The following is a 22,434-nucleotide window of genomic DNA, read 5'->3' as shown; positions in this document are numbered from 1 at the left end:
CGCCCGCGAGCCCCGCTCCGCGTCAGCTCCGTCGGGATCGTGTCGCCGCGACGGCCCGGGCCCGGTCGGAGGCCGCGACCGGATCGCGGTGCTTCGTCCAGGCTTCCGCACCGCACCACGGGCCGATCCGCCGGAACTGTTCCGGCGCGGCCTCGTGGCATCGCGCTTCGACCAGGTGGTGGGCAGGCAGATGGCGCAGCCACGGCAGGTGCTCGTCGTGGCCGGGGGCCTGGTCGAGTGACCGGGCGACGCTCTCCAGCACGTCCTTGACCGCACGAGAGGGCGCGAGCGCGGCACGGCCGGACCGTGTCGCCTCCTTCAGCAGGGCCTTGAAGCGCGCCATGCGATCGGCCGGGACGGTGTGTGCGTATCCGCTCCCCCGCACCGCCCAGGCGTGCTGGAGGAGCAACTCGGCATGAACCGTGGCCGCGGTGCAGTCCCATGGGCGGCGGCCGGGTCGAAGCGGGCACGAATCCGGAGCGCACCTCCCGCTCGGCGGAGGCGGACCCCGCTCCGCCAGGCGAGGCAGACCGCGGCCAGGGCGAGGAGACCGAAGACGAGCGTCATGGACCGCACCCTCTCGGCTGTTGAGCACATATGACAAGGGACAACGGGACCCGCCCGGACGGGTGACCGAGCTCGGTCGCCCCCGGCGGAGACGGTCACCGCGCCGGCGTCCCCCGACGGACCGGGCCGGGGGCGGCGGGCACGTCACCGTCTGGGGGCCGCGGCCGGACTCGACTGCCGTCGGCGGACGTCCGCCACGTGCCACCAGTGCCACCACCAGGCGGCACGCTCCACACCCTTGAGCTGCCGTCGCAGCGCCCGTTCCGCGGGGGTCGACGGCGTGCTGGGGACGAGCCGTTCGGGGTGACCGGGCGCCGGTCCTCCATCGGCTGTGCCCAGAGGCACGGACACCCAGATCGATCCCATGGCGGCGAGGCAGCGCATCACCGGGCCCGCCCAGTCCTGGAGCCTGCTCCTCGTGCCGCTCCGACCGCATCGGTCCTCAGCACGCACCGCCGTCAGCCCCCTCGGCGATCCGTCGTGAACGTCAGTACCGAGGCGCCCGTGGAGGTCTGTACGGCGGTGCGCAGGGTGATGTCCGCCGTGTCCGCGAGGGCGCGGTAATCGTCGAGGGTGCGTTCCCGGCCGCCCGCGGTCAGCAGCATGCGCAGATCCATCGCGGTCGCCCACGGCTGTTTGACGCCTTCCTCCTTCAGCCGTTCGATCACCACGACATGGCCGTGCGGCGCGGCGGCCGTGGCGCAGCGGTCCAGGATCCGCGCGGCCTGCCGGTCGTTCCAGTCGTGCAGGACGAAGGAGAGGACGTAGGCGTCGGCGCCGGAGGGCAGGGGGTCGAAGAACGTGCCGGGGACCACCGTGCAGCGGTCGGTGAGGCCGGCCTCGGCCAGCCGTCGGCGGGCGTTCTCGGCGGTGCCGGGGAGTTCGACCAGGGTGCCGCGCAGTTCGCGGTGCGCTTCGAGGATGCGGGTGAGCAGCTTCCCCGTCCCTCCGCCCACGTCGACCACGTGGCCGACGCCGCTCCAGTCGTAGGCGTCCGCCGCCGCCTCCACGTTCGCCAGGTGCGTCTCCATGAGGGCGTCGAAGGACGCGGCTCGTGCGGGATCGGCGGCGAGGTCTTCCCAGAAGGACGCGCCGAACCGGTCCGGGTAGGCCGGTTCGCCGGTGCGGACCGTCGTGAGCAGACCGCTGAGCGCCAGATCGGAGCGGCCCATGCCGCCGTCGAGGTCCAGCCAGGCACGGGTGCGCGCGGGATGGTCGTTCCTCAGGACGGACCCGAGGTCGGTGAGGGCGTAGCGGCCCGGCTCCGGCTCTTCGAGGAGGCCACTGGCCGCCAGGTGGTCCAGGAGCCGGCGCAGGGCGTCGGCGTCGCTCCGGGTGCGTTCGGCCAGGGCGTCGGCCGTGGTGACGCCCTCCGCGACGAGGTCGGCCAGACCGAGGGTGGCCGCGGCGCGGATCGCGTACGGCGTGACCAGGTCGGTGAGTGCCGCGAGGCGGGCGACCGCGGGGTCGCCGGGGGTGGCGGGAGGAACCGGCGTCCGCGTCGTGCGCGCCGAGGTCGTCGTGCTCATGCGTTCGCTCCGTCGCTGGTGGTGGTCCGGGTCAGTACGCAGGCGTACGCGGGCAGGCTCATCGCGTCCGTCTGGAGGTGGAACGGCAGCAGGGGGCCGACCGCGAAGCCGAAGCGGACGAAGACGTCGGCCAGACCCTGTGCGGTGAGCGGCTTGAACGGGAAGCTGTCCACGCGGCTGCCCCGGAGGTAGAGGCAGCCGCCCGGACGCAGGACGCGTGCGGTTTCGCCGGCGTACAGCGCGCGGTCCTCCCCGCCGAGATGGTGGAAGCAGCCGCGGTCCACGACGACGTCGAAGGTACCGTCGGGAAACGGCAGGTCGCGCACGTCGGCCTGCTGGAAGGCGGGCGGGGCGTCCTCGGGGGCTTCCTCCGCGGCGCGGGCCCTGGCCAGGGTGAGGGCTTCCGCGCTGAGGTCGATGCCGGTGGCCCGGTATCCGGCGCCGGCCAGGGCGATGGCGTCCCAGCCGGTTCCGCAGCCGATGTCGAGGGCGGTGCGTCCGGCGCCCGGCCCGTGGGCTGCCAGGAATCCGACGAGTTCGGCGGAGGGGTGGCTGAGTTCCCAGTAGGTGTGGTGGTCGCCGTTGCGGTAGCTGCGGTTCCAGTCGAGCGCGGTGGTGGGCGTCGTCATGGTGGCGCTCCGTCCGGGGTCGGGTAGGGACAGCTCGTCAGCCGCGTGCCACCGCACCCCGGGCCGTGCGCGTCAGGGCCGGGCGGGTGCGGACGCGGTCAGGGTGATGTAGGTGTCGGTGATCACGGGTGTTTCCCCGGCCAGGGCCGGGCTGCATGCGTAGACGTGGTAGCGGGGCCAGGCGGGGACGAGCGAGGTCGGGTGCGGGGCGGCGGCCGGGGGCAGGGGTGCTGCCGGGGCGGGCCGCCCGTCCTGCCCGGCGGTGGGCCTGTGGTGGAGGAACGGTCCGTGGCCCATGACGGTTTCCATCCTCGCTCCGGGCACCTGGGCGAGGTCGTCGGCGGTCACCTCTGCCGCGAGCCTGGAGGACGGGATGGACAGGCAGGCGTCGAAGCGGCGCGTCGTGCCCGCGTCGTAGTGCACTTCGAGCGCTCTGGTCTCCCTGGTCGCGAGGCCGCAGGAGAAGACGAGGGCGGTGAGGCTGCGCCACGTGTCCCTCCACGTGTCCGCTCCCCCCGGGTTTCTGAGGCTGAGGACGAGCAGGGGCTGGGCGCGTACCACCGTCCAGTGAGGGGTGCCGGAGGCACCTTGCTCCATGGGCCGGTCGTGGGAACGAAGGAGTGTCGCGTTCTGCACTGGAGGTCCCGTCGGTGTTGCTGCCGGCAGTTGTGTGCACGACCCTATGCGTCGGGAGTGAACTCCAGCAGGCAGTATCCGGACGGCGTGGGGTGGACGGTCCGCAGGGTGAGCCCGGCCGTGCGGCCCAGCGCCCGGAATTCGTCCTCCGTGCGCTCCTTTCCTCCCAGCAGGGCCATGTACAGGTCGAGGGAGGGCACCAGTCGCGGGGATCCGCGCAGGAATTCGGCGACGACGACGCGGCCGCCCGGGCGGGCGGCGTCGGCGCAGCGGCGCAGGATGTCCGCGGCCCCTTCGTCTCCCCAGCCCATCACGGTCGACTTGACGAGGTACAGGTCGGCACCGCGCGGCAGCGGTTCGAACATGGATCCGGCGACGGCCGTGGCCCGGTCGGCGACACCGGCCTTGGTGAACCTCTCGGTGGCGGTGCCCACGGCGCGCGCGTCGTCGACGAGGGTTCCCCTCAGGTGCGGATGGGCCTGCAGGAGGCCGGTCAGGAGGGCACCGCTGCCGCCGGCGATGTCGGCGACGTGCCCGACCGTCGTCCAGTCGTAGGCCTGGACGATCTCCGGCAGGGTCCAGGCGGTGAGTGTCGCCATCAGTTCGTCGTAGGCGGCGCCGCGGCGGGCGTCGCTGTTGAGGTCTTCGAAGAAGGACCGGCCGAACGTGGGTGTGTAGGCGTCCTTTCCGGTGCGGACCGCGGTCAGGAGCGCACTGAGACCGATGTCGTACTGGCCCATCCCGCCCTCGATGTCGAGCCAGGGGTGGACGGTCATGGGGTGGTCGCGGCGCAGCCGTCGGGAGAGTTCGGTGTTGCGGTACCGGCCGGGGCCGTCCGGCTGGAACACGCCGCGGGCCGCGAGGTGTTCGAGGAGGCGGCCCACGGTGTCGGGGGCGGCGTCGGTGTGCCGGGCGAGGTCCTCGACGGACACGGTGTCGTCGCCGATGTGGTCGGCGAGCCGGAGGGTGGCCGCCACGCGCACGGCCCACGGCGTCACCAGGTCGGTGAGGAGGCCGAGTTGATGCGCGACGTCTGTCGTCGTGGTGGTGGAACTCGCGCTCACGTGTGCTCCTTCGCTCACGGTGATGTCGTCGTACGTGGTCGAGCGCCGCGGTTCACTCCCGCCGCCCGCGGGTGCCAGCAGGCGCAGCAGCCGTGTCTCGTGGTCGATGATGTCGTGCACGGCGTCGTGCAGCGCGGTCGCCAGGCCCTGTCGCAGGTCCGGGACGGCGGCGACGGCCTCCTCGCGCAGGAGGGGCAGGCGCACGGCGACGGCTGATGCCTCCACCTGGCGCTCGGGGGTGCCCGAGAGGATGTGTTCCTCGCGCGCGCGGTGCGCGTCGGCGAGATCGCCGAGGGCTGTGCCCGCGGGCAGCAGTGTCGCGATCAGGTGCTGCCAGGCGGCGGCGTCGGCCGCTGCGAGGGGGATCGCGTCGGTGATCCGCGGATCGTCGAGCAGCGTGGCCGCCTCGTCGAGGAACGTGTGGAACATGCTCCGGAACCCGTCGCCTCCCGTTCCGGCGAGGTGGAGGTCGATGAAGGCCTGGACGAGTGTGTCGACGACGGCCTCGGGGGTGGCCGAGTCGCGGACGGTGGCGACGAGGCGTTCGGCGAGCATGTGGAGGCCCTGGATGCCGAGGGCGGCGTTGGCCGGCTCCAGGCCGGCGCGTGCGGCGGCGGCCAGAGCCGAGCGGATCCGGTCCTCGGTGGGCGGGACGGCCTGGTCCCACGGGGCACGCAGCAGGGCGTGCCGGGGCGGGAAGGGCTGGTGCCGGGAGGCGCGGGCGGCGGCCAGTTCCTCCGGGGCGAGTGTGCGGGGCCGGGCGGGGCGGTCGGAGACCCGGAGCCAGCCGCTCTCCTCGTCGGCGCCGAGGACCACGAGGCAGTGGCCGCCGAAATGGTGTTCGGCGCTGAGGTACGACAGGTAGTGCATGTCGGCGTAGACGATCGCGAGGCCGTGTACGGCGAGTTCCGCCGCGAGTTGGTCGCTGGCCGCGCGCGGGTCGGTGGTGGTGGCGATGTCGAGTTCCAGGCCGACGCCGGCGGCCATGCGGCGGGTGAAGAGCGGGAAGGGGTCGTTGCGGGTGGCGAGGAACGGTGGCGTGCCGGGGGCTTTGGGGACGTACATGAATCCGATGCCGCCACCGAGGCCGAGCAGCATCTCCTCGCCGACGTCGAGGCCGTGGGCGTGCAGGGCCTTGCGGAAGGCGGAGGTTTCGCAGTGGGCGCCGCCGAACAGCGGCGGCCTGGGTTCCCTGCCCGGCAGGGCCTGTCGTTTCTTGCCGCCGGTGGCCGGGGCCGTCGCCATGCCGGCTCCTCTCCCCTGATCGGTGCGGCCGCTGGTGGGCTGCGTCACGGATCCGAGAGTTTTCCAGCGGTGGTGGCGGTCGCCCAGGGACGGGCGGTCCGGTTCTGCGTGAGGGTCACCTCGGACGGTGGGTGCCGGTCCGGGAGTTGACCCGCTTGCTCATGCGGCCGGGTGCGGATGCCGCCACGCGTACGGGGGTCGCCGGTTTCTGTCAGGCGACGGGGAGGTGGATGTCGATGCGGGCGTCGTCGTCCGGGGCGGCGCCGAGGCCGGAGCGGTAGATCTCGTAGAACGGGGGGTTCGGGCAGGGGGCGACGACGCCCTGCTGCTGGAAGGCGGTGGTGTCCAGGGCACGCCGATAGGTCTCGGACAGGGTGCCGAAGCGACCGCGGTGGGTGGTGCGCCAGCACCATACGGGGCCGAGGGTTTCGTAACGGACGGGAAGTCCGCTGTCGGCCGGTAGCGGGAGCCGGCGCAGTCCGGCTTCGGGAACGGCGACGCAGGCGTCGTAGCGGAGGGACTCGGCCGGGACGTACGCCGGGTCGTCGTAGACGACTCCGACGAGTTGTACGCCCTGGGTCAGGCCGCAGGAGTCCGTGTAGTCGATGAGATTGCGCCAAGTCCGCGCGAGTGTACGGAAGGTTCCCGAGTGACGGAGGGAAATGACCGGCAGCGGGCCGAACTCGACGAATGTGAAGATGCGCTGTCCGGACGCCAGCACGGTGTCCCGTGCCGGCGTCGCGCCTGTCCCGGTGACGTGTCTTCCGGCCATGTCCCCTGCCTTCGCGAGGTCGTCCGGGATACCGGAGCGGTATCCGTGCACTTCCCGACTGTATTCCCGCACTTGGCCTTGGAACGACTTTGACCCTATTCCGTGATGTGGCAGGATCCGCCCTCAAGTGACTGCGCGGGCCGCCTCTCTTCGGGGTGGTGCCGCTCATTCCGGATACGGGGGCTCCGAGTGCCGGAATATCTGCCTGGCGTGGGCACGGGTCGTGGCGGCATGCGTGTGACGACGGTGGCGCTTCACGACAGCAGGGTGCTGTCCGCCATTCCCCACATCGTCGCCAGACTGCGCGACGCCTCGTCCAATGTGGACATCGACGTCATCGCGAAACAGGTGCACACGGCTCCGCACTACTTCCGGAAGATCTTCCGGGACACCACCGGAGAGTCGGTGCAGCGCTATGTGCGCCGGTACCGTCTGGAACTGGCGGCGTACCGGCTGGTGTTCACGAGCTGGCCGGTGCACGAGGTGGCCGCCCGGTGCGGCTACTCGGCGCACGCGCCGTTCACGCGGGCGGTCCGCGAGGCCTTCGGGAGCACGCCGGCCGAACTGCGGCGCCGGGAGCCGAGCGCGCCGTGGCCGACGTCCGGGCCGGGCTGCTCCGGCCTGGTCGAGGTGGACAGCGGAAGTCGCGTGGTGGCCTTCCTACGGCACTTCGGCAGTCACGCGTCGCTGTCCGGCCGCTGGCGGCAGATGCGGGACTGGCTGGAGGTCCACGGGTACGAGCCGGACGCGCAGCAACCGGTCGAGATCACCCACGACGACCCGGAGCTCTACCAGGACGCGTCGATCCGTTTCGACGTGGGCACGGTGGTGCCGCTGGCGTTCGTGCCGTCGGACGGCATCGGCCTCCAGGTGGTTCCCGCGCAACGGCGGCTGCAGATCACGCACACGGGCCCCGTGCAGCTGATCCCCTACACCTTCATGCACCTTGCGGTCAGCGCCGTGATGCTGGGCCTGTACGACGGCGACCGGCCACCCATGCCCTACCTGGTGGAGTACGAGCGGATTCCCTGGTGCCGGCCGGAGGTCAGGACGCTGGCGTGGGTGAGCCTGCCGCTGGGACCCGCGCAGACGACGCCGACGCGGGCCTGAGGGACGGCGCACGGCCCGGTCAGCCGCCCACTTCGGCGGCCATACGCCGCTTCACGGGGGGCATGCGGTCGATCACCCGGAACGTGGCGCGGGTCAGCGCCCGGCTGACGGCGTTCTCGGCGAGGGAACGCTCCAGATTCTTCTTCGACTTCAGGACCGCGTCCGCCGCGTAGCCGCGCATCGCCGACTCGTACTCCCCCACCGCCTGTTCCAGCCGCTCGTCGTCGCGGGCGGCGGCGGCCAGGTGCCGGGTGAGCAGTTCGGCGTCGCGCAGGGCCATGTTGCCGCCCATCCCGCCGAGCGGGGTCGCGCAGTGCGCGGCGTCGCCGAGGAGGGTGATCCGGGACGGCTGCCAGGCGGGCACGGACTCGGCGGTGCGCACCGACAGTGCGGTGAGGGTGTCCGGGTCGGCGTCGGCGACCGCGCGCCGCAGCAACGGGTGCCAGTCGTCGACCAGGCTCCGCACTGCCGGGGCCAGTCGCTCGGGACCGAGCGAGGTCTGCGCCGGCAGGCCCAGGCGCCCGGGAGTGGCCGTGATCGCCCACATCAGGTAGTCGGTGTCGGTGTCGAAGAGCAGGTCGCCGCCGGCGGCGGGCAGGCCGAGGGCCTTGCTCGGCCTGGTGCGGTACTCGTGCGTGGCGGCGAACATCCGGGAGCCGTGGGGGCCCATCACGATGTGCGCGGACGCCAGCAGTGGCGGGTGGATCCAGCCGCGGAGCCGGTCGTCGAGGGGCAGCTTCCCGGCCACGCCCATCGCTCCGGTGTCCGACACGCGCACCTGGGGCAGCCGCTGGGTACGCACCCGGGACCGGCAGCCGTCCGCGCCGACCAGGATGTCGCCCTCCGCCGTGGACCCGTCCGCGAAGTGCGCGATGACTCGGCCGTCGGCGCGCTCCTCGTACCGCTCGTACCGGCGGCCGAAGCCCACCGCGTCCTCCAGGCCGCGCAGCAGGAGGTGACGGAGTGTCACCCGGCACACGGACCGGTGGTTGCGCAGCGGGTCCTCGTTCCTGGGCCCCTCCAGGCTGAGCAGGGGGCTCAGGCGGTGGTCGGTGAAGCACAGGCCCCTGCCGCCGCTGCCGCTCGTCTCCAGGAACAACTCGAACAACTCGTCGCTCAGGCAGGCGCGCAGCGCGCGGGTCCCTAACGGGTTCACGTGGATGCGGAAGCCCTGCGAGCGGTCGACGGGGGCGACGTCGCGTTCGAACACCTCCACGTCGATGCCCTGTCGGCGCAGTCCTTGAGCGAGGGTCAGTCCGGCGAGACCCGCGCCGATCACCAGCACCTTGAACGCCTTCCGCGGCATCAAGTTCTCCTTCGGCTCGTGGGCTCCCGGCATGGCGGGTCCCGTCGGCAGGACGGTTAGTACGGTCTTGTACAAGATGTGGCCGTGGGGCGCGTGGGCGGAAGCCGGGGCGGCGAGGATCTGCGCGACGGTCAACTGCGGAGGCGTCGGCCGCGACGAAGTTGACCAGCCGCCCCTTCGCGGGGGTCTCGGCGGCACGTGCGGCCGCCCTGCGCTAGCGTCCGCCGTCATGACGATCGTTTCGCTCAAGGAATTACGGGCCGGGTTGCGGGATCTGGCGGAGCCGGCGGTGCGGGCGCAGCAGGAGCGGGTGCTCAGCCGTACGCAGGACGACGAACTGCTCGGTGTACGCGTGCCGGTGCTGCGCAAGCTGGCGCGCGCCTACCGCGGCCTGTCCCTCGACGACGTGGACGCGCTGCTGCGCAGCCGGGTCCACGAGGAGCGCTTCGCCGGGCTGCTGGTCCTGGCCGAGCAGGTGCGCACGGCGCGCGGCGCGGACCGCAAGGCGCTGGTCGACTTCTATCTGGCGCGTACCGAGTGCGTGGACAACTGGGACCTGGTCGACGGTTCCGCGCACGTCGTACTCGGGCCGTGGCTACTGGAGGGGGACCTGCGGGTCCTGGACGAACTGGCCGCGTCCTCGTGGTTGTGGGACCGGCGGATCGCTGTGCTCGCCACGCTGGCGCTGATCCGCGAGGGACGCTTCGAGCCGACGTTCCGCCTGGTGCTGGCGTTGCGCCGGGATCCGGAACCTCTGATCCACAAGGCGCTCGGCTGGATGCTGCGGGAGATCGGCCGCCGGGACGAACCGCTCATGGTGGCCTTCCTCGACCGGCACCTCGACGAGCTGCCGCGCATCACCGTCCGCTATGCGACGGAGCGGCTGGCGCCGGCCGAGCGGGCACGGTTCGTGCAGGGGCGATAGGGCCGGGAACGGGCCGCCGGGGCCGGGACCGACCCCGGCGCGGCCCGGAACGCACCCCTGCGCCGGCCCTCGGGACGGCCGACGCGGGGAGCGCCGTAGCGTTCGGCGCCCTGTCGGGCGGCGGGGTATCGGGCGGCGCCGGGTCAGTCGACGTCGGCCGTCCGTGGCTCGCCGGAGGACGGCTCGCCCGTCGGCGCCGCCGCGGGCGGGGCCGGTTTGATGGCGAGCGCGCACAGGGCGCCCACCGCGAGGACGGCCATCTGGATGAGCATGCTGACGCGGATGGCGCCGGCCAGGGTCTCGTGGAAGGCGTCCAGGGCCGCCTGCGTCGGCCGGCCCCCGGCTTCCACCGGCCGGCCGGTGGCGATGTTCTGCCCCTCGCCGAGCCGGACCTGGAGCACCACGCCGATGGCGGCGCTGGCGAGCAGGCCCCCGAGCTCCTGGACCGTGTTGACGGTTCCGGAGGCCACTCCGCTGAGCTGGGGCGGCACCTCGCGCATGCCGACGCTGAACATCGGTGCGAACGTGAAGCCGGTGCCGACGCCGGCGAGCACCAGCGGCCCCACGAGCTGCCAGAGTGAGGCGTGGGCGGTGGCCTGCAGGGCGATGAGTCCGAGGCCGGCGGAGAAGCACACCAGGCCGCCGAGCAGGACGCGTTTGGGACCGGCCGTCTCGATGACCCGGCCGCTGATGACGGCGGTGGCGACCGACGCCAGCGGCATCACGGCGATCACCAGTCCGGCCCTGGCCGCGGACAGGCCCTGCACGCTCTGCAGGTACAGCGTCAGGGGCAGGAACGCGCCGACGACGCCGAAGCCGACGGTGACGGCGATCAGGTTCATGAGGGTGAAGCTGCGGGCACGGAACAGCGCGAACGGCACCAGCGGCACACCGGACTGCCGCCTGCGCTGGTCGGCGAAGAAGGCGGCGAGCAGCGCCAGGCCCGCCACGATGACCGCCCAGACCGTCGCCGCCCAGTGCAGCCGCTCACCCTCGACGAGGCCGAAGACGACGGCGCCGACGCCGGACAGGAGCAGCAGGACGGAGCCGATGCCCAGCGGTTGGCGCAGCCCCGGCCTCGGGTCGGGCAGGAAGCGCAGCACCAGGAAGAACGTGAGCAGGCCGATGGGCAGGTTGACGTAGAAGATCCAGCGCCAGGAGGCGCCGGTGACCAGGAATCCGCCGACGAGCGGGCCGGCCAGCACGGCCAGTCCCGACAGCGCGCCGGTGAACCCGAAGGCGGCTCCCCACTTCTGCGGCGGGAACAGCGTGGTGATCATGGGCATGAGCTGGGGTACGAGGAGCGCTCCGCCGACGCCCTGCAGCACCCGCAACGGGATCAGCTGCCAGGGAGCCTGGGCGGTGCCGCACAGGACCGACGCGGTGACGAAGACGGTGAGACCGATCAGGTACATCCGCCGCGGGCCGTGGAGGTCGCCGAGCCGCCCGGCGAGGATCAGCGTGGTGGCGAAGGCCATGATGTACGCGCTGAAGACCCAGACCGCCTGGTCGATCGAGGCGTCGAACGTCTCGATGAGGCTGGGCGTGGCCGAGCTGACGATCGTGACGTCGAGCAGGGTCATGAAGACGCCGAGGCAGAGCATCCCCAGCGCCGCCCACGGATTGGTACCCGTGGGCCTGGTCTCCGATGGTGAGGTCACGTGTCTTCTCCAGTCACTGTTTCTGTCATGAAGCCGAAGTGCAGCGGCTTCACCGGGCACCGCTCGATGCCCGGCCGGTCCCCCCGTTCCTCGGCCAGCTCCGCGGCCCGGGCGTACAGGGCGCCCGCCGCCGGTTCGCCGGATGCCTTCGCCGGTCCGTGCGGGTCGCTCCACGCGAGGTGTTCGACCAGGAACGGGCCGTGCGGGTTCTCGCCGGCGTACAGCGCGGGCGCGCCGGGGGCGAGCAGTCCGGCCCGGGTGAGCGCGTCCCAGTAGCCCGGCAGCAGCTCGGCGAGCCGCTCGGTACCGCCTTCGCGCACCTGGTAGGTCGTCAGCGTCTGCAGGGGCGTGCCGGCGGGGGTGTCGTGGGCGGCGCCACCGGTGAGCCGGGTGACGGCCGGCCAGTCCACGGGCGGGCGGGCGCCGCGGGACTCGGTGAGGGCGAACATCTCCTGCCACAGGGAGTTGATCTCCGGGTCGAGGTAGGCGCGGTCGACGGCGCCCGGCACGCCCCAGGTGACGAGTTCGACGATGAAGGGGCCGTCGCTGCCCTGTCCGTGGGCGATCCAGGAGGGTTCGCCGGTGACCAGGCCCTGGCGGCGCAGGAGCGGCCAGTGACGGGCCAGGACCTCACGGGCCGCCTCGTCCCGTCCGGGCTTGAGAAGGTATGTGGTGAGCATCTTCTGCTCGTGGGACCGGTCCTGGGGACCGGGGGCGCGGTGGTGAGCAGGCATGATCGTCCACCCTTCGCTTCGTTCCTCGGTGATCGGATGCCGGGCGGTCGCCCGGCCGGCGGCCTCAGCGGGGGCGGTGTCCCCAGACGCTGAGCACGGAGCTGGACGGCTCGGCGAGGTCGTCGTCGCGCAGCCGGGACACGGCGGCTTCGAACTGGGCGGCGGTGAGGTGCCCGCGGCCGAGCAGCCGAGGCCTCAGTTGCTCCAGTGTCAGCCGTGAGAACTCCGACGCAGCGCTGCCCGGGCGGAAGGGGTAGACCCGCATCTGGGCGCCGCAGTCGGTCAGTCCGTGACGGACCAGCGGCTGGGGCGGGTCGACCATCAGATCGCGCACCCACTGCGGGTCCGCGCCGGCATCCCGGCTGAGCACCTGGGACACGGCGTCCAGGGCGCCGCCGACCACCGTGGTGGGGTCGTACGGGGGGAATCCGGCCAGTTCCTCGACGACGATGCAGCCGCCGGGCGCGAGCCAGCCGGCGAGGCGTCCCAGGACCGCCTGGGGATCGTCGAGGAAGATCAGCACGGAGCGGCAGTGGATGAGGTCGACGCCCTGCACGGGGGCCGGGTCGACGGCGGCGTCGTGCCGCAGCGGGACCAGGTTGGGCAGACCGCCGCCGTCCAGGTGGCGCAGGTCGATGTCGGTCGCCCAGACCCGGGCGCCGGGGTGGCGGCGGGCCAGGTGGCGGGCCACGGTGCCCGAGCCGGCGCCGATCTCCACGATCTCGCGGGGGTGGGCGGGCGCGCAGGCGTCCAGGATCTCGATGGTCGCCGGGTCGGTCATGGCCGCCAGCATCTCCAGACGCAGGCTCTCGTGTTCCCAGGCCGGATCGAGCGCCAGTGGACCGTTGTCGTCGCGCGAGGCTGCCTCCACGGTGTCCCCTCTCGTCCGCGTGACGGTGACGGCGCCGCGGCCGTCCGTGCGGCGGAGTCTTCCAGCGGCCGGGGGCGCCGGCCCGCGCCCGGCACCAAGGCGTCCGCGAAGGTCACTTACTTCTCCGGGGGTCCCGCGGGAGTTGACCGGGATGGCGAAGCGCCGCGGACGCGGGGTGGAGCGGAAGACTCCGCAGGGTGGGCCGGGAGAGGCGCGCTCGGTCGCCTCAGGCGTCGGGCTCCGGGCGGACCGCGCACCGGATCCCGCGGAAGTTGGACGAGCCCATCTCCTCGTTCTCGTCGTCGTCGCCGGTGAGCCGGTTGAGGTTGCTCTCGCGCCAGCCGCCGTCCGCGCCGCGCTCGGGGTACCACCAGGTGGCCGCGGCCACGACGACGTCGGGGGCGACGGTGTCGGTGACGCGTGCGCGCATCCGGATCGTGCGGCCGCGGGCGGAGACGAGCACCCAGGCGCCGTCCCGGACTCCTTCGCGTGCCGCGGCCTCGGGGTGGAGTTCGACGACGGGGTCGGGTTCCTTGGCGCGCAGCGGCTGGAGACTGCGGAACTCGGAGTTGAAGAAGAACGGCGAGTGCGCGGAGGTGAGCAGGTACGGGCCGTCCTCGGGGCGTTCGGCGCCGGGGCGGTGCACGGGCAGCGGTGCGTAGCCGAAGGCGCGCAGCGCGTCGCAGCGGATGTTGAAGCGGCCGCCGCGGGTGGCGAAGCCCTGGGTGCGGTACTTCTCGTACGTCAGCGGTGTGGCGCGGTAGTGCTGCGCGGTCAGGGCTGCGAAGTCCATGCCGAGGGGGGCCAGCCGTGCGTCGAGGGAGTCCGCCGCGCTGTCCCAGAAGTGCTCGCCGAGCCCGAGGCGCGTCGCGAGCCCGGTCAGGATCTCCTCGTCGGAGCGGCACTCGCCGACCTGCGCGAACCTGCGGCGCGCCGCGACGTAGTGGGCGTGTTCGACGATCTGGTCCCGCTCCAGCCAGCCGCCGACCGGCAGCACGATGTCGGCCATGGCCGCCGTGGGCGTCAGGTACAGGTCGGCCACGGCGAGGAAGTCGAGGCTGTCGAGCGCGGCGTGGACGCGGTCGGAGTCCGCGTAGTTGACCAGCAGGTTGCTGCCGTGCACCAGCATGGTCGTGACCGGGTAGGGGCGGTGGTCCAGGATCGCGTCCCAGACGGCGCGGGGATGTGCCCAGCCGGCCATCGACAGGATGCGGTGGCGGTCGGCACCGAGCCGTTTGGGGTGCTGCGCCGTCGGCAGGGCCTCGGTGAGCGGCAGGGTCCGGCGGCCGATGATGCCGGGGGGCTCGAAGATGACGTCGCCGCCCCTCCGGTCGATGTTCCCGCAGATCGCGGAGAGGATGGCGAGGGCCCGGCAGACGTGGAAGGAGTTGCGGTTCTGCTGGGCGCCGGTGCCCAGTTCGATGGCGGCGGCGGGTGCGGAGGCGTAGGCGAGGGCGGCCTCGCGCACAGCGGCGGCGGGGACTCCGGTGAGGTCCTCGGTCTTCTCGGGGGTGTAGGCGGCGACGTGTTCGGCCAGGTCCTCGAACCCGACGGTGTGGTCCCGGACGAAGGCGTGGTCGTAGGCGTCCGCCTCGATGACCGTGTGGATCATGGCGAGGGCGAGCGCGGCGTCGCCTCCCGGACGTACCGGGAGATGGTGCAGGGCGCGGTTGGCGAGGGCGGTGCGCCGGGGGTCGACGACGATCATGCGGGTGCCGCGGCGTACGGCGTCCAGGAGCCGGGTGCCGATCACGCCGTCTCCGTGGGTCATGGACTTGTTGCAGCCCCACAGCAGGACGACGTCGGGCGAGCCCTCGTAGTCGCAGAAGGTGAAGGCGCCCATGGTGAGGATGCCCGCCATCACCCGTGGATAGAAGCAGACGTGGGCCGGGCCCAGCACATTGGGCGTTCCGTAGCTGTTGGCGAACCGGAACAGCCACTCCTGGTAGTTGCGGTCCGTGCCCTGGGCGACGACCAGGGACTCGGGGCCGTGTCGGGTCCGGGTGCGGTCGAGGGCGTCGGCGACGCGGTCGAGGGCCTCCGCCCAGCCGATGGGCCGGAAGCCGCCGCTGCCGCGCGGACCGGTGCGCAGCAGCGGCCGGGTCAGCCGGTCGCTGCCGTACAGCTGGTCGAGGGAGGCGCGGCCCTTAGCACACAGGAATCCGCGGTTGTTGGGGTTGTCCGGGTCGCCCTCGACGCGGGTGAGGCGTCCGTCCCGTACGTCCACCAGGGCGCCGCAGCCGCCGTGGCACATCCGGCAGACGGTGCGGTGGACGCCGTCCTCGACCAGGGTCGTCACTTCTGGGTCGGTCACTGGGGTGCCTCCGGGCGTCGGGTGGGCGCGTGGGGCCGGCCGCGGCGTGGCCGCGCGGCGGCGTGGGCGGCGAGCAAGGGGGCGCGTGCGTCGTCGGGCAGCCGCTTGAGGGCCTCGCGCACCGTGAGCGGGGCGGCCCGGGACAGACGCGGGGTGAGCCAGCCGGTGACCGCCGCGGGGTGGTGTTTGGTGCCTTCGCGCAGGGTCCAGCCGATCGCCTTGCGGACGAAGAACCGGTCGTCGTCGAGAAGGGGATCGACGGCGGCGGAGAACACGGGGAACCAGCGGGTGAAGGTGTCCTCGCCGCGCAGGGCGGGGACGAAGCAGAGGATGCCGCCGCGCCGTACCCACTGTTCTTCGTCGGCGGTCCACCGGAGCACCGCGGGGGTGGTCCCCCGTGGGTGGCGCAGCAGGAGCCGGCCTGCCGCGAAGGGGGCGAGCAGGTCGGTGTGGGCCCAGGTGGCGCAGGTGCGCAGCAGGTCCTCCAGGAGCGCGGTGTCGTCGGGGCGCAGCAGGGGGGCGTAGGCGTCCAGGAGCAGCAGGGCCGTCGAGCGGTGTTCGTGGACCGGCTGTGCCCACAGGTCGGTGACCAGGTCGACGAGTTCGGCGTGCCCGAGCCCCTGCCCGCTCCGCCTGGTGAAGGAGCGGACCACGCCCCGCATCGCCGGCAGGGGTACGCCGATGTGGTGCAGGTCGCTGCGGAGGTACTTCTTCTCTCCTGCCGCCCGGCCGGGGACGGCGTTGTCCTCCAGGCGTGCCCGCAGTTCGGCGGCCAGGGCGGCGGGGGGCGGGGCCTGCATGCGCGGTTCCTTCAGCCTCGGGCGAGCGGGACGCCGCCCGTGGTGGTCCGCAGGGCGCCGGCGGCGCGTGCGACGCTTCGGGCGAGATCGTCGATCCGGTCGTACAGCTCCGGGTCGACGGGGACGCCGCCGCTCAGTGCGGTGCGCCCCTGGGGTACGGCGACCTGGCCGGGCACCATCCAGGCCCGCAGCCAGCGGGCCGTGTTCCTGAGGTCGTTCAGGGCGTTGCTGTTGCTGCGGCCGCCGAGGGCCACGATGGCGCCGAACACCTTTCCCTCCACGTGTTCGAAGTCGAGCAGGTCGATGGCGTTCTTCAGCGCGCCGTTGACGCCGCCGTGGTACTCGGCGCCGCTGAGGATGATGCCGTCGGCGGCGCGGACCGCTTCCCGCAGGACGGCCACGTCGGGGAAGTGCGGCCAGGGTTCGCGCTTGTCGCCGTTGCAGAAGGGCAGTTGCAGCTCGCGCAGGTCGAGCAACCGTACCGGGTGGCCGTCCGCGGCGAGGGTGCGCAGCGCGCGGCGCAGCAGCGTCTGGCTGGTGGATCCGGGGCGCATGCTGCCGCCGATGCCCAGGACGGCGGCCGGGGCCGTGGGGGTCATTCGTCCTCGCAGATGGCGTCGGCGGGGCAGCAGTCCATCGCCTCGTACACGGCGTCCTCGTCGTCCTCGGTCTCGGGCTGGCGCAGCACGTAGGAGTAGCCGGCCTCGTCGTTGCGGGCGAAGAAGTCGGGGGCTACGCAGCGGCAGGTGTCGCAGTCGGTGCACTCCACGTTGACGTAGAACCGGCCCGTGGCGTTGTCCGGTACGCGGGCGGGGTCCTGGACGGTCATGCGGGTCCTCCCGGCTCGGTGCCGGCGTGCACGAGTTCGAGGACGCGGTCGGTGTCCTCGCGCAGCAGGTGCCCGTAGGTGTGGCCGAGTTCGTCTGCGGGCGCGTAGGCGAGCAGGCGGATCCCGTCGAAGCTGGCCAGGAAGTCGAGCAGGGGCCGTACGTGTCCGGGGGTGTCGATGCAGAGACCGAAGTGCGACATCAGGCTGGTCTTCTGCTCGGCCGGCCGTTCGGCCCAGATGTCGCGCCGGCGGCAGGTGAACAGTTCCACCTCGTTGCCGAGGTCGGTGCGGAGGTTGATCCAGTGGCCGGGTGTGCCGTACGCGCGGGGTGCTATGTGGGAGGGGCCGGTGGTCACGTGGCCGACGCGCGGGCAGGCGCGGACCGTCTCCAGCCAGTCCTCGAAGTCCGTCTCGTGGCGGTAGTCACCGATGTAGAGCGCCACGTGGTGCAGTCCGGTGATGCGCAGGGTGCGCGCGTCGAGGGGCTGGCCGAAGAAGGCGCTCAGCACCTCGGGCACGGGGGTGTCGTGGGCCCCGTCGGCCCAGTCCAGGAACTTCTGCAGGACGGGCTCCCGGTCGGCCCCGGTGGGAATGGCCTCGCTGACAGGAAACAGCACGGTGTGGCTCACCTCCGGGTGAGGTAGTCGCTGAGCAGGGTTTCGAGGTCCTCGTGCCCGGCGTACGGCTGCTGGAGGCCGCCGTAGAGCTCGGGGCGGCGGCCGTGCAGGCAGAAGTAGAGGCTGCGCCGGAACGACAGGTCGACCTCGCGCATGGTGCGCAGGTAGTCCAGGTCGAGCCGGGCGGTCAGGACGGCCTCCTCCTCGTCGAGGCTCGCCAGGAGCTCCTCGGGAGCGGCGACCGTGCTGTGCCCGGCGACCTCGATGGAGACCTGACGGCCGGCCCGTTCGCCCGTGACGCCGCCGACGGCGCTGGCGAGGAGGGTGTAGCAGACGTTGAAGGAGGAGTTGGCCTGAAGGCAGGGCCGGGTGATCTGGATGTTGCCGCGCAGCGCGGCTCCGGGTACGGCGATGATCTCGGCGCCGCGCAGCGCCAGCATGCGGGGCACCTCGGGGATCCAGAAGTCGGAGCAGACGCAGACGCCGAGCCGCCCGAAGGGGGTGTCGACGACGGCGAACTCGTCGCTCGGGCTCACGGACACCATCTCGGCGGCGAAGCGGTGCGTCTTGCGGGCCTTGACGACGATCTCGCCGTGATCGTCGAGGAGTACGGCGGTGTTGTAGTAGCGGTCCCCGTCGCGTTCGACCACGGTGCCGCACAGGATGTACGCGCCGATCCTGCGGGCCTGCGCGGCGAGCCGTTCGAAGACGGGGCCGGGCACGGTCTGGTCGATGACTCCCTTGAGGTGGGCGCGGCCCGGGAAGTAGAAGGGCGGGCCGAGGAAGAACTCGGGCAGGACGACGAGTTCGACCGCCTCGACGGTGTCGAGCAGGGCCATCGTCCGGTCGAGGTTGACGTCGGGGTCGAGGTCCCACAGCGTCTGGAGGAGGGCGACGCGGGGCCGGGTGGTGGGCTTCACCGGGGGTCTCCAAGGGGTAGGGCGCCGGGCCGCGCGGACGCGGCGATCAGCGCCTGGCCGAGCGGCGAGCGGCGGAAGTCGGCGGGAAAGGGCGCCGCCGCCTGCATGCGGCGCAGTTCGTGCAGGTCCAGGTCGGCGCTGACCACGCACTCCTCGCGGTCGGCCTCGGCCAGGACCGGTTCCTGGCGGCGGAAGTCACGGGAGTACGCGCCGATCGCCATGGGACTGCGGATGACGGCGGTGCGGCCCATGTAGGTGAGGCCGGCCAGGGTGTTCTCCCCGGTGGCTCCGGCGAACAGTACGTAGGCGCAGTTCTCGGCCGCGCGGGCGAGCAGCATCTGCCGTACCGGCTCGGCGAAGGGCCGCAGCAGGATCGACGGGCACACGACGATCTCGACGCCTTCGGCGAACAGGCCGCGCAGCACTTCGGGGAACTGGATGTCGTAGCCGACCACGAGGCCGATGCGGCCCAGCGGTGTGTCCACGACCCGGGTGCCCACCTCCCCGGTGAGGAAGTGGGCCTCCAGGTCGTAGACGACGGTACGCCGGTAGACGTCGACGAGGCTGCCGTCGTCGGCGATGAGGACGGCCGAGCTGTGCACCTGCCCGCCGTTGCGTTCGAGGAGCCCCGCGGCGATCCAGACGCCGTGCCGGCCGGCCCGTTCGGCGAGCCATTCGGTGACCGGGCCCGGGACGGGTTCGGCCACCTCGTGGCTCTTGGGCAGGTTGAGCGCGGTGGCGAACGCCTCCGGCAGGACGACCAGTTCACAGCCGTCGTCCACGGCCTCGTGGATCAGGGCGTCGGCGCGCCGGAGGTTGTCGGTGCGGCGGTTGGTGGCCACGGAGAGCTGGACGAGGCCGACGCGCAGCCGTCTGCGAGGGGTCATGGGAGGGCTCCTGGGTGGCGTACGTCCGGTGGCGGGGGCGGGCGGCCGACTGGGGTTCAGCCGGTGAACACCGCGTCGTAGATGCCTGGTTCGCCGACGCTGTAGCCGACGTGCAGGGGGCGCGAGGAGGTGATCAGGTTGATGTTCTCCTTGGCAACCGTCCACGAGCCCAGACCGCGCTGGTCGAGCAGTTCGCGCATCTCGGGTTCGCTGTAGGAGGCGCGCAGCGACGTCATGAACGACTCGGCGTCGCCGTCCGCGTACTGCAGCACGAAGGAGACCATGCCCTCGTCGGCGTCCCGTGCCAGGTCGTAGAGGACCACGATGCCGTCGGGCCGGCAGACCCGGGCGCACTCGCTGACGATCCGGTCGGGCTTGTCCCAGCGGGCCACGGCGCAGAAGCTGAAGACGACGTCGAAGGAGTCGTCCTCGTAGGGCAGCCGGGTCAGGCGGGCCCACTCGCAGGAGAAGTCGCCGCCGTAGCCGACCAGGTTCGAGAAGATCGTGTTCTCGCGGGCCACTTCGAGGAAGGCGTCGTTGCTGTCGACGCCGGTGAAGAGGGCGCCGGGGTGCTGGGCGGCGAGCCGCAGCGAGATCAGGCCGCTGGCGCAGCCGACTTCGAGGACCTCCTTGCCGTCGCCGCAGTGGGGGCCGATGAGCTTCATCATGTGCTGCATCGGGATGATCATCGAGGTGCGGATGTTGCGGTCGTAGGCCCGGCACTGGTCGACGTCGTCGAACGTGTCCTTCTGCGGGACCCGTTCGGCCAGGTCGAAGATGCGGCCGCGGGGCCGGCGCCGCAGTTTCGCGGGAGTGGTCTCAGAGCTGGACAACGGGGAGCCCCTTCCGTCCGTCGGCGCGGTCGATCTGCCAGTTGAGGATCTCGGTGCTTGCCGACGTGGGCTGCGGCAGGCGGTAGTTGGCGTCGGAGTAGAACGTCTTGCAGATGTTGTCGATGTAGTACCAGCCCTTGGGGTACGTGACCTGGATGGCCTCGTCGGTGATCTCGATCAGGCCCTTGGCGGCCAGGTCGTCGCACTTGTCCTTGAAGTACTCGTAGGGGTCGACCCCGTGGCGCTCGCGGTAGACGGACCGCTTCATCCGCAGCAGCTTGAGCCCGAGGACGAGGCTGCGGCAGCGCTGTTCGTGCTCGTCGGTGTAGGCGCCCATCACGACGGGCAGCCGGCCCGCGTTGCAGGTCTCGATGTAGGCGTTGATGTCGGGCTCGGTGAGGTACATCCGGTTGTTGAGGTAGCCGTAGGCCCCGGAGCCCATGGCCACCATGTCACCGCACCGGCCCCACACCTGGGAGAGGTGGTCGGTGAGGTAGAAGGTGTCGGTCTCCAGGCCCCGGTAGGGCTTGGAGCCGTCGGTGAGCACCGGGTAGGTCCTGACGCCCTTGGCCTCCCACTCGGGCCTCATCGGTTCGATGAAGTCGTTGTAGGTCAGGGCCAGGTACCCGGCGTCCATCAGCGTGGTGTGCAGGTACTGGTACATCTCGTCGGCCTCGTGCGTGCTGGGGCAGGGCGGGGTGGCCCCGGACTGCAGCGCGAAGAACACCTCGGAGCCGGGCAGGACCGCGTAGTTGTACACCGAGAACGACGTCACGGGCAGGTCCATCAGGGTCCTGATGTCCTGCGCCCACAGCTCGTGGGTCTGGCCCGGGATGCCGATCATGTAGTCGATGCAGAGGTTCTCCATGCCGCTGCGGTCGATCAGCTCGATGGTCCTGGTGGCGGACTCGCCGGTGTGCGCCCGGGCGCGGCCGAGGTAGCGCAGCAGCGGGTCGTGGAAGGTCTGCACACCCAGGCTCATGCGGTTCACCCCGTGCTTGAGCAGGACATCGAGCTTGTGCTGGTCCACGTCGACGGGGGTGGACTCGATGGTGACGGAGCAGTCGTCGCTGAAGTTGAGGCGCTGCTTCATGAAGCCGAGCAGGTCGTCGAGCTCCTCGGCGCGCAGGGTCGTGGGGGTGCCGCCGCCGAAGTAGCCGGAGGTGAAGACCACGTCCTTGAGGTACGGCAGCCGGGAGTACATGTCGATCTCGGCCTTCAGGGCCTCGATGTACCGCCTGACCAGGGTGTTGCGGGTGTTGAACTTGTTGTACGGGCACGAGGTGCACACCTGGTTGCAGAAGGGGATGTGCACGTAGAACGAGGTGGTCTTGGGGAACTTCTCCTGCTGCGCGTACATCGCGTCGGCGGTGAGGGGCCTGACGTCGCAGGGGTACCAGCGCACGAACTCGATGTCGCGTTCGGGGTATTCGCGCCAGAAACTGGGTGTGTCGAGGAAGTTCCTGGTGATGGTGGTGTCGGTCACGGGTTCCTCCCGTATCGGATGGCGAACGTCATGGGACCGTCCGCTTCGGCCCGCCAGTCGTTCAGGCCCGCGGCGGTGAGCAGGGCCCTGGCCTCGGTGAGGGTGTATGCGCCGCGCAACGAGGTGAGGAAGGTCCGCAGCCGGTAGCGGCCCGCCTCGGAGGTGTCGTCGGCCATCTCCCTGAGCGAGTGTTCGAGGATGAACGGGTCGGGGTCGCGCCTCAGATCGCTGACGAGGACCTGGCCGCCCGGTAGGAGCAGCCGGGCCAGACGGCGCAGTGCGTCGGCCGGGTCCGGCCAGGCGGCGAAGGCGTTGGCGCTGTAGACGGCGGCGAACCGCCGGGTGTCCCAGGGCGCGCGGGCGGGGTCCGGCACTCCCCCGGGCACGCTGTGCACCGTGGCCCGCAGGCCGGCCTCGGCGAGGCGGCGCTCGTACAGGGCGGCGGCGTGCTCCGACTCGCAGACCGCGTGCAGTTCGGTGCCGCCCAGGCGCAGCAGTTCCACGCCGAGCCCGCCGTAGCCCGATCCGGCTTCGAGAACCGGGCCGGCGCCGGCCGCGTCCAGGACCTCGCGCAGGAACTCGCCTTTGTACCGGCCGCGTTCGGCCAGGTAGCGGTCGTAGTCCTGCCGCTCCTTGTCGCTGGAGCGCGGATGGCGCGCGGGGACGCGTACGGCGAGCGAGGGGGCCGTGGCCATCGCC

Annotated in this window: 23 protein-coding genes; 2 read left to right on the top strand and 21 right to left on the bottom strand. The window is 72.0% G+C overall.

Annotation, left to right across the window (positions count from 1 at the left end; translation table 11 throughout):
• Window positions 1-22: 22 nt before the first annotated feature.
• The 7 genes from C3492_RS13005 to C3492_RS12980 form a co-directional block, all read right to left on the bottom strand.
• Complete coding sequence (locus tag C3492_RS13005) at window positions 23-343, bottom strand: hypothetical protein (RefSeq protein WP_103811908.1); 321 nt, start codon at window positions 341-343, stop codon at window positions 23-25.
• 368 nt (window positions 344-711) lie between these two features.
• Window positions 712-951: a DUF6059 family protein gene (locus C3492_RS46875; RefSeq protein WP_374938342.1), complete on the bottom strand. Its 240-nt coding sequence runs from the start codon at window positions 949-951 to the stop codon at window positions 712-714.
• Window positions 952-1,025: 74 nt separating this feature from the next.
• The gene (locus C3492_RS13000) at window positions 1,026-2,096 is read right to left on the bottom strand and encodes an acetylserotonin O-methyltransferase (protein ID WP_258055669.1); all 1,071 of its coding nucleotides are present in this window, start codon (window positions 2,094-2,096) and stop codon (window positions 1,026-1,028) included.
• The gene (locus tag C3492_RS12995; RefSeq protein WP_103811907.1) at window positions 2,093-2,725 is read right to left on the bottom strand and encodes a bifunctional 2-polyprenyl-6-hydroxyphenol methylase/3-demethylubiquinol 3-O-methyltransferase UbiG; all 633 of its coding nucleotides are present in this window, start codon (window positions 2,723-2,725) and stop codon (window positions 2,093-2,095) included. The genes C3492_RS13000 and C3492_RS12995 overlap by 4 nt, the downstream gene beginning before the upstream one ends.
• A 72-nt stretch (window positions 2,726-2,797) precedes the next feature.
• Entirely contained in the window at window positions 2,798-3,322 is a 525-nt protein-coding gene (locus tag C3492_RS12990) for a hypothetical protein (protein WP_258055668.1), read from the bottom strand.
• A gap of 83 nt (window positions 3,323-3,405) precedes the next feature.
• The gene (locus C3492_RS45660; protein WP_258055667.1) at window positions 3,406-5,670 is read right to left on the bottom strand and encodes a methyltransferase; all 2,265 of its coding nucleotides are present in this window, start codon (window positions 5,668-5,670) and stop codon (window positions 3,406-3,408) included.
• A gap of 211 nt (window positions 5,671-5,881) precedes the next feature.
• On the bottom strand, window positions 5,882-6,493 hold the full coding sequence (locus tag C3492_RS12980; protein ID WP_103811906.1) for a GyrI-like domain-containing protein: 612 nt from the start codon (window positions 6,491-6,493) through the stop codon (window positions 5,882-5,884).
• Between the two features lie 180 nt (window positions 6,494-6,673).
• On the opposite strand from C3492_RS12980, the gene C3492_RS12975 reads away from it, so the two are divergent.
• Entirely contained in the window at window positions 6,674-7,552 is an 879-nt protein-coding gene (locus tag C3492_RS12975; RefSeq protein WP_258055666.1) for a GyrI-like domain-containing protein, read from the top strand.
• 19 nt (window positions 7,553-7,571) lie between these two features.
• Here C3492_RS12975 and C3492_RS12970 read toward each other — a convergent pair whose 3' ends face one another.
• The gene (locus tag C3492_RS12970; RefSeq protein ID WP_258055665.1) at window positions 7,572-8,858 is read right to left on the bottom strand and encodes an NAD(P)/FAD-dependent oxidoreductase; all 1,287 of its coding nucleotides are present in this window, start codon (window positions 8,856-8,858) and stop codon (window positions 7,572-7,574) included.
• 229 nt (window positions 8,859-9,087) lie between these two features.
• On the opposite strand from C3492_RS12970, the gene C3492_RS12965 reads away from it, so the two are divergent.
• Window positions 9,088-9,783, top strand: a complete 696-nt coding sequence (locus C3492_RS12965; protein WP_103811904.1) for a DNA alkylation repair protein — start codon at window positions 9,088-9,090, stop codon at window positions 9,781-9,783.
• A gap of 143 nt (window positions 9,784-9,926) precedes the next feature.
• Here C3492_RS12965 and C3492_RS12960 read toward each other — a convergent pair whose 3' ends face one another.
• From C3492_RS12960 to C3492_RS12900, 13 genes are all read right to left on the bottom strand, one after another.
• On the bottom strand, window positions 9,927-11,444 hold the full coding sequence (locus C3492_RS12960; protein WP_258055664.1) for an MFS transporter: 1,518 nt from the start codon (window positions 11,442-11,444) through the stop codon (window positions 9,927-9,929).
• Window positions 11,441-12,178, bottom strand: coding sequence for a hypothetical protein (locus C3492_RS12955; protein ID WP_103811902.1), 738 nt, complete (start codon window positions 12,176-12,178; stop codon window positions 11,441-11,443). Before C3492_RS12955 ends, C3492_RS12960 begins: the two co-directional genes overlap by 4 nt.
• A 64-nt stretch (window positions 12,179-12,242) precedes the next feature.
• On the bottom strand, window positions 12,243-13,049 hold the full coding sequence (locus C3492_RS12950; RefSeq protein WP_103811901.1) for a trans-aconitate 2-methyltransferase: 807 nt from the start codon (window positions 13,047-13,049) through the stop codon (window positions 12,243-12,245).
• Between the two features lie 226 nt (window positions 13,050-13,275).
• Complete coding sequence (locus C3492_RS12945; RefSeq protein WP_103811900.1) at window positions 13,276-15,363, bottom strand: molybdopterin-dependent oxidoreductase; 2,088 nt, start codon at window positions 15,361-15,363, stop codon at window positions 13,276-13,278.
• Window positions 15,360-16,163, bottom strand: coding sequence for a DNA alkylation repair protein (locus C3492_RS12940; RefSeq protein ID WP_103811899.1), 804 nt, complete (start codon window positions 16,161-16,163; stop codon window positions 15,360-15,362). Before C3492_RS12940 ends, C3492_RS12945 begins: the two co-directional genes overlap by 4 nt.
• A gap of 11 nt (window positions 16,164-16,174) precedes the next feature.
• Window positions 16,175-16,762 carry an NADPH-dependent FMN reductase gene (locus C3492_RS12935; RefSeq protein WP_103811898.1) on the bottom strand — a complete coding sequence of 196 codons (588 nt, stop codon included), beginning with the start codon at window positions 16,760-16,762 and terminating at the stop codon, window positions 16,175-16,177.
• Entirely contained in the window at window positions 16,759-16,992 is a 234-nt protein-coding gene (locus C3492_RS12930) for a ferredoxin (RefSeq protein ID WP_014677046.1), read from the bottom strand. The genes C3492_RS12935 and C3492_RS12930 overlap by 4 nt, the downstream gene beginning before the upstream one ends.
• Window positions 16,989-17,609 (bottom strand): hypothetical protein, encoded by a 621-nt coding sequence (locus C3492_RS12925; protein WP_103812021.1) that lies wholly within the window; start codon window positions 17,607-17,609, stop codon window positions 16,989-16,991. The genes C3492_RS12930 and C3492_RS12925 overlap by 4 nt, the downstream gene beginning before the upstream one ends.
• 8 nt (window positions 17,610-17,617) lie before the next feature.
• The gene (locus tag C3492_RS12920) at window positions 17,618-18,529 is read right to left on the bottom strand and encodes a carbon-nitrogen hydrolase family protein (protein WP_103811897.1); all 912 of its coding nucleotides are present in this window, start codon (window positions 18,527-18,529) and stop codon (window positions 17,618-17,620) included.
• Complete coding sequence (locus tag C3492_RS12915) at window positions 18,526-19,416, bottom strand: carbon-nitrogen hydrolase family protein (RefSeq protein ID WP_103811896.1); 891 nt, start codon at window positions 19,414-19,416, stop codon at window positions 18,526-18,528. Before C3492_RS12915 ends, C3492_RS12920 begins: the two co-directional genes overlap by 4 nt.
• Window positions 19,417-19,472: 56 nt before the next feature.
• Window positions 19,473-20,249, bottom strand: a complete 777-nt coding sequence (locus C3492_RS12910) for a class I SAM-dependent methyltransferase (protein WP_103811895.1) — start codon at window positions 20,247-20,249, stop codon at window positions 19,473-19,475.
• Window positions 20,236-21,735: a coproporphyrinogen-III oxidase family protein gene (locus C3492_RS12905; RefSeq protein WP_014677041.1), complete on the bottom strand. Its 1,500-nt coding sequence runs from the start codon at window positions 21,733-21,735 to the stop codon at window positions 20,236-20,238. The genes C3492_RS12910 and C3492_RS12905 overlap by 14 nt, the downstream gene beginning before the upstream one ends.
• The gene (locus tag C3492_RS12900; RefSeq protein WP_103811894.1) at window positions 21,732-22,430 is read right to left on the bottom strand and encodes a class I SAM-dependent methyltransferase; all 699 of its coding nucleotides are present in this window, start codon (window positions 22,428-22,430) and stop codon (window positions 21,732-21,734) included. The genes C3492_RS12905 and C3492_RS12900 overlap by 4 nt, the downstream gene beginning before the upstream one ends.
• Between the last annotated feature and the right edge of the window lie 4 nt (window positions 22,431-22,434).

The organism is Streptomyces sp. Ru62 (assembly GCF_002920615.1).
Lineage (GTDB): Bacteria > Actinomycetota > Actinomycetes > Streptomycetales > Streptomycetaceae > Streptomyces.
Note: the sequence above shows the minus strand (reverse complement) of the source record. Positions and strands in the feature narration are given on the sequence as shown.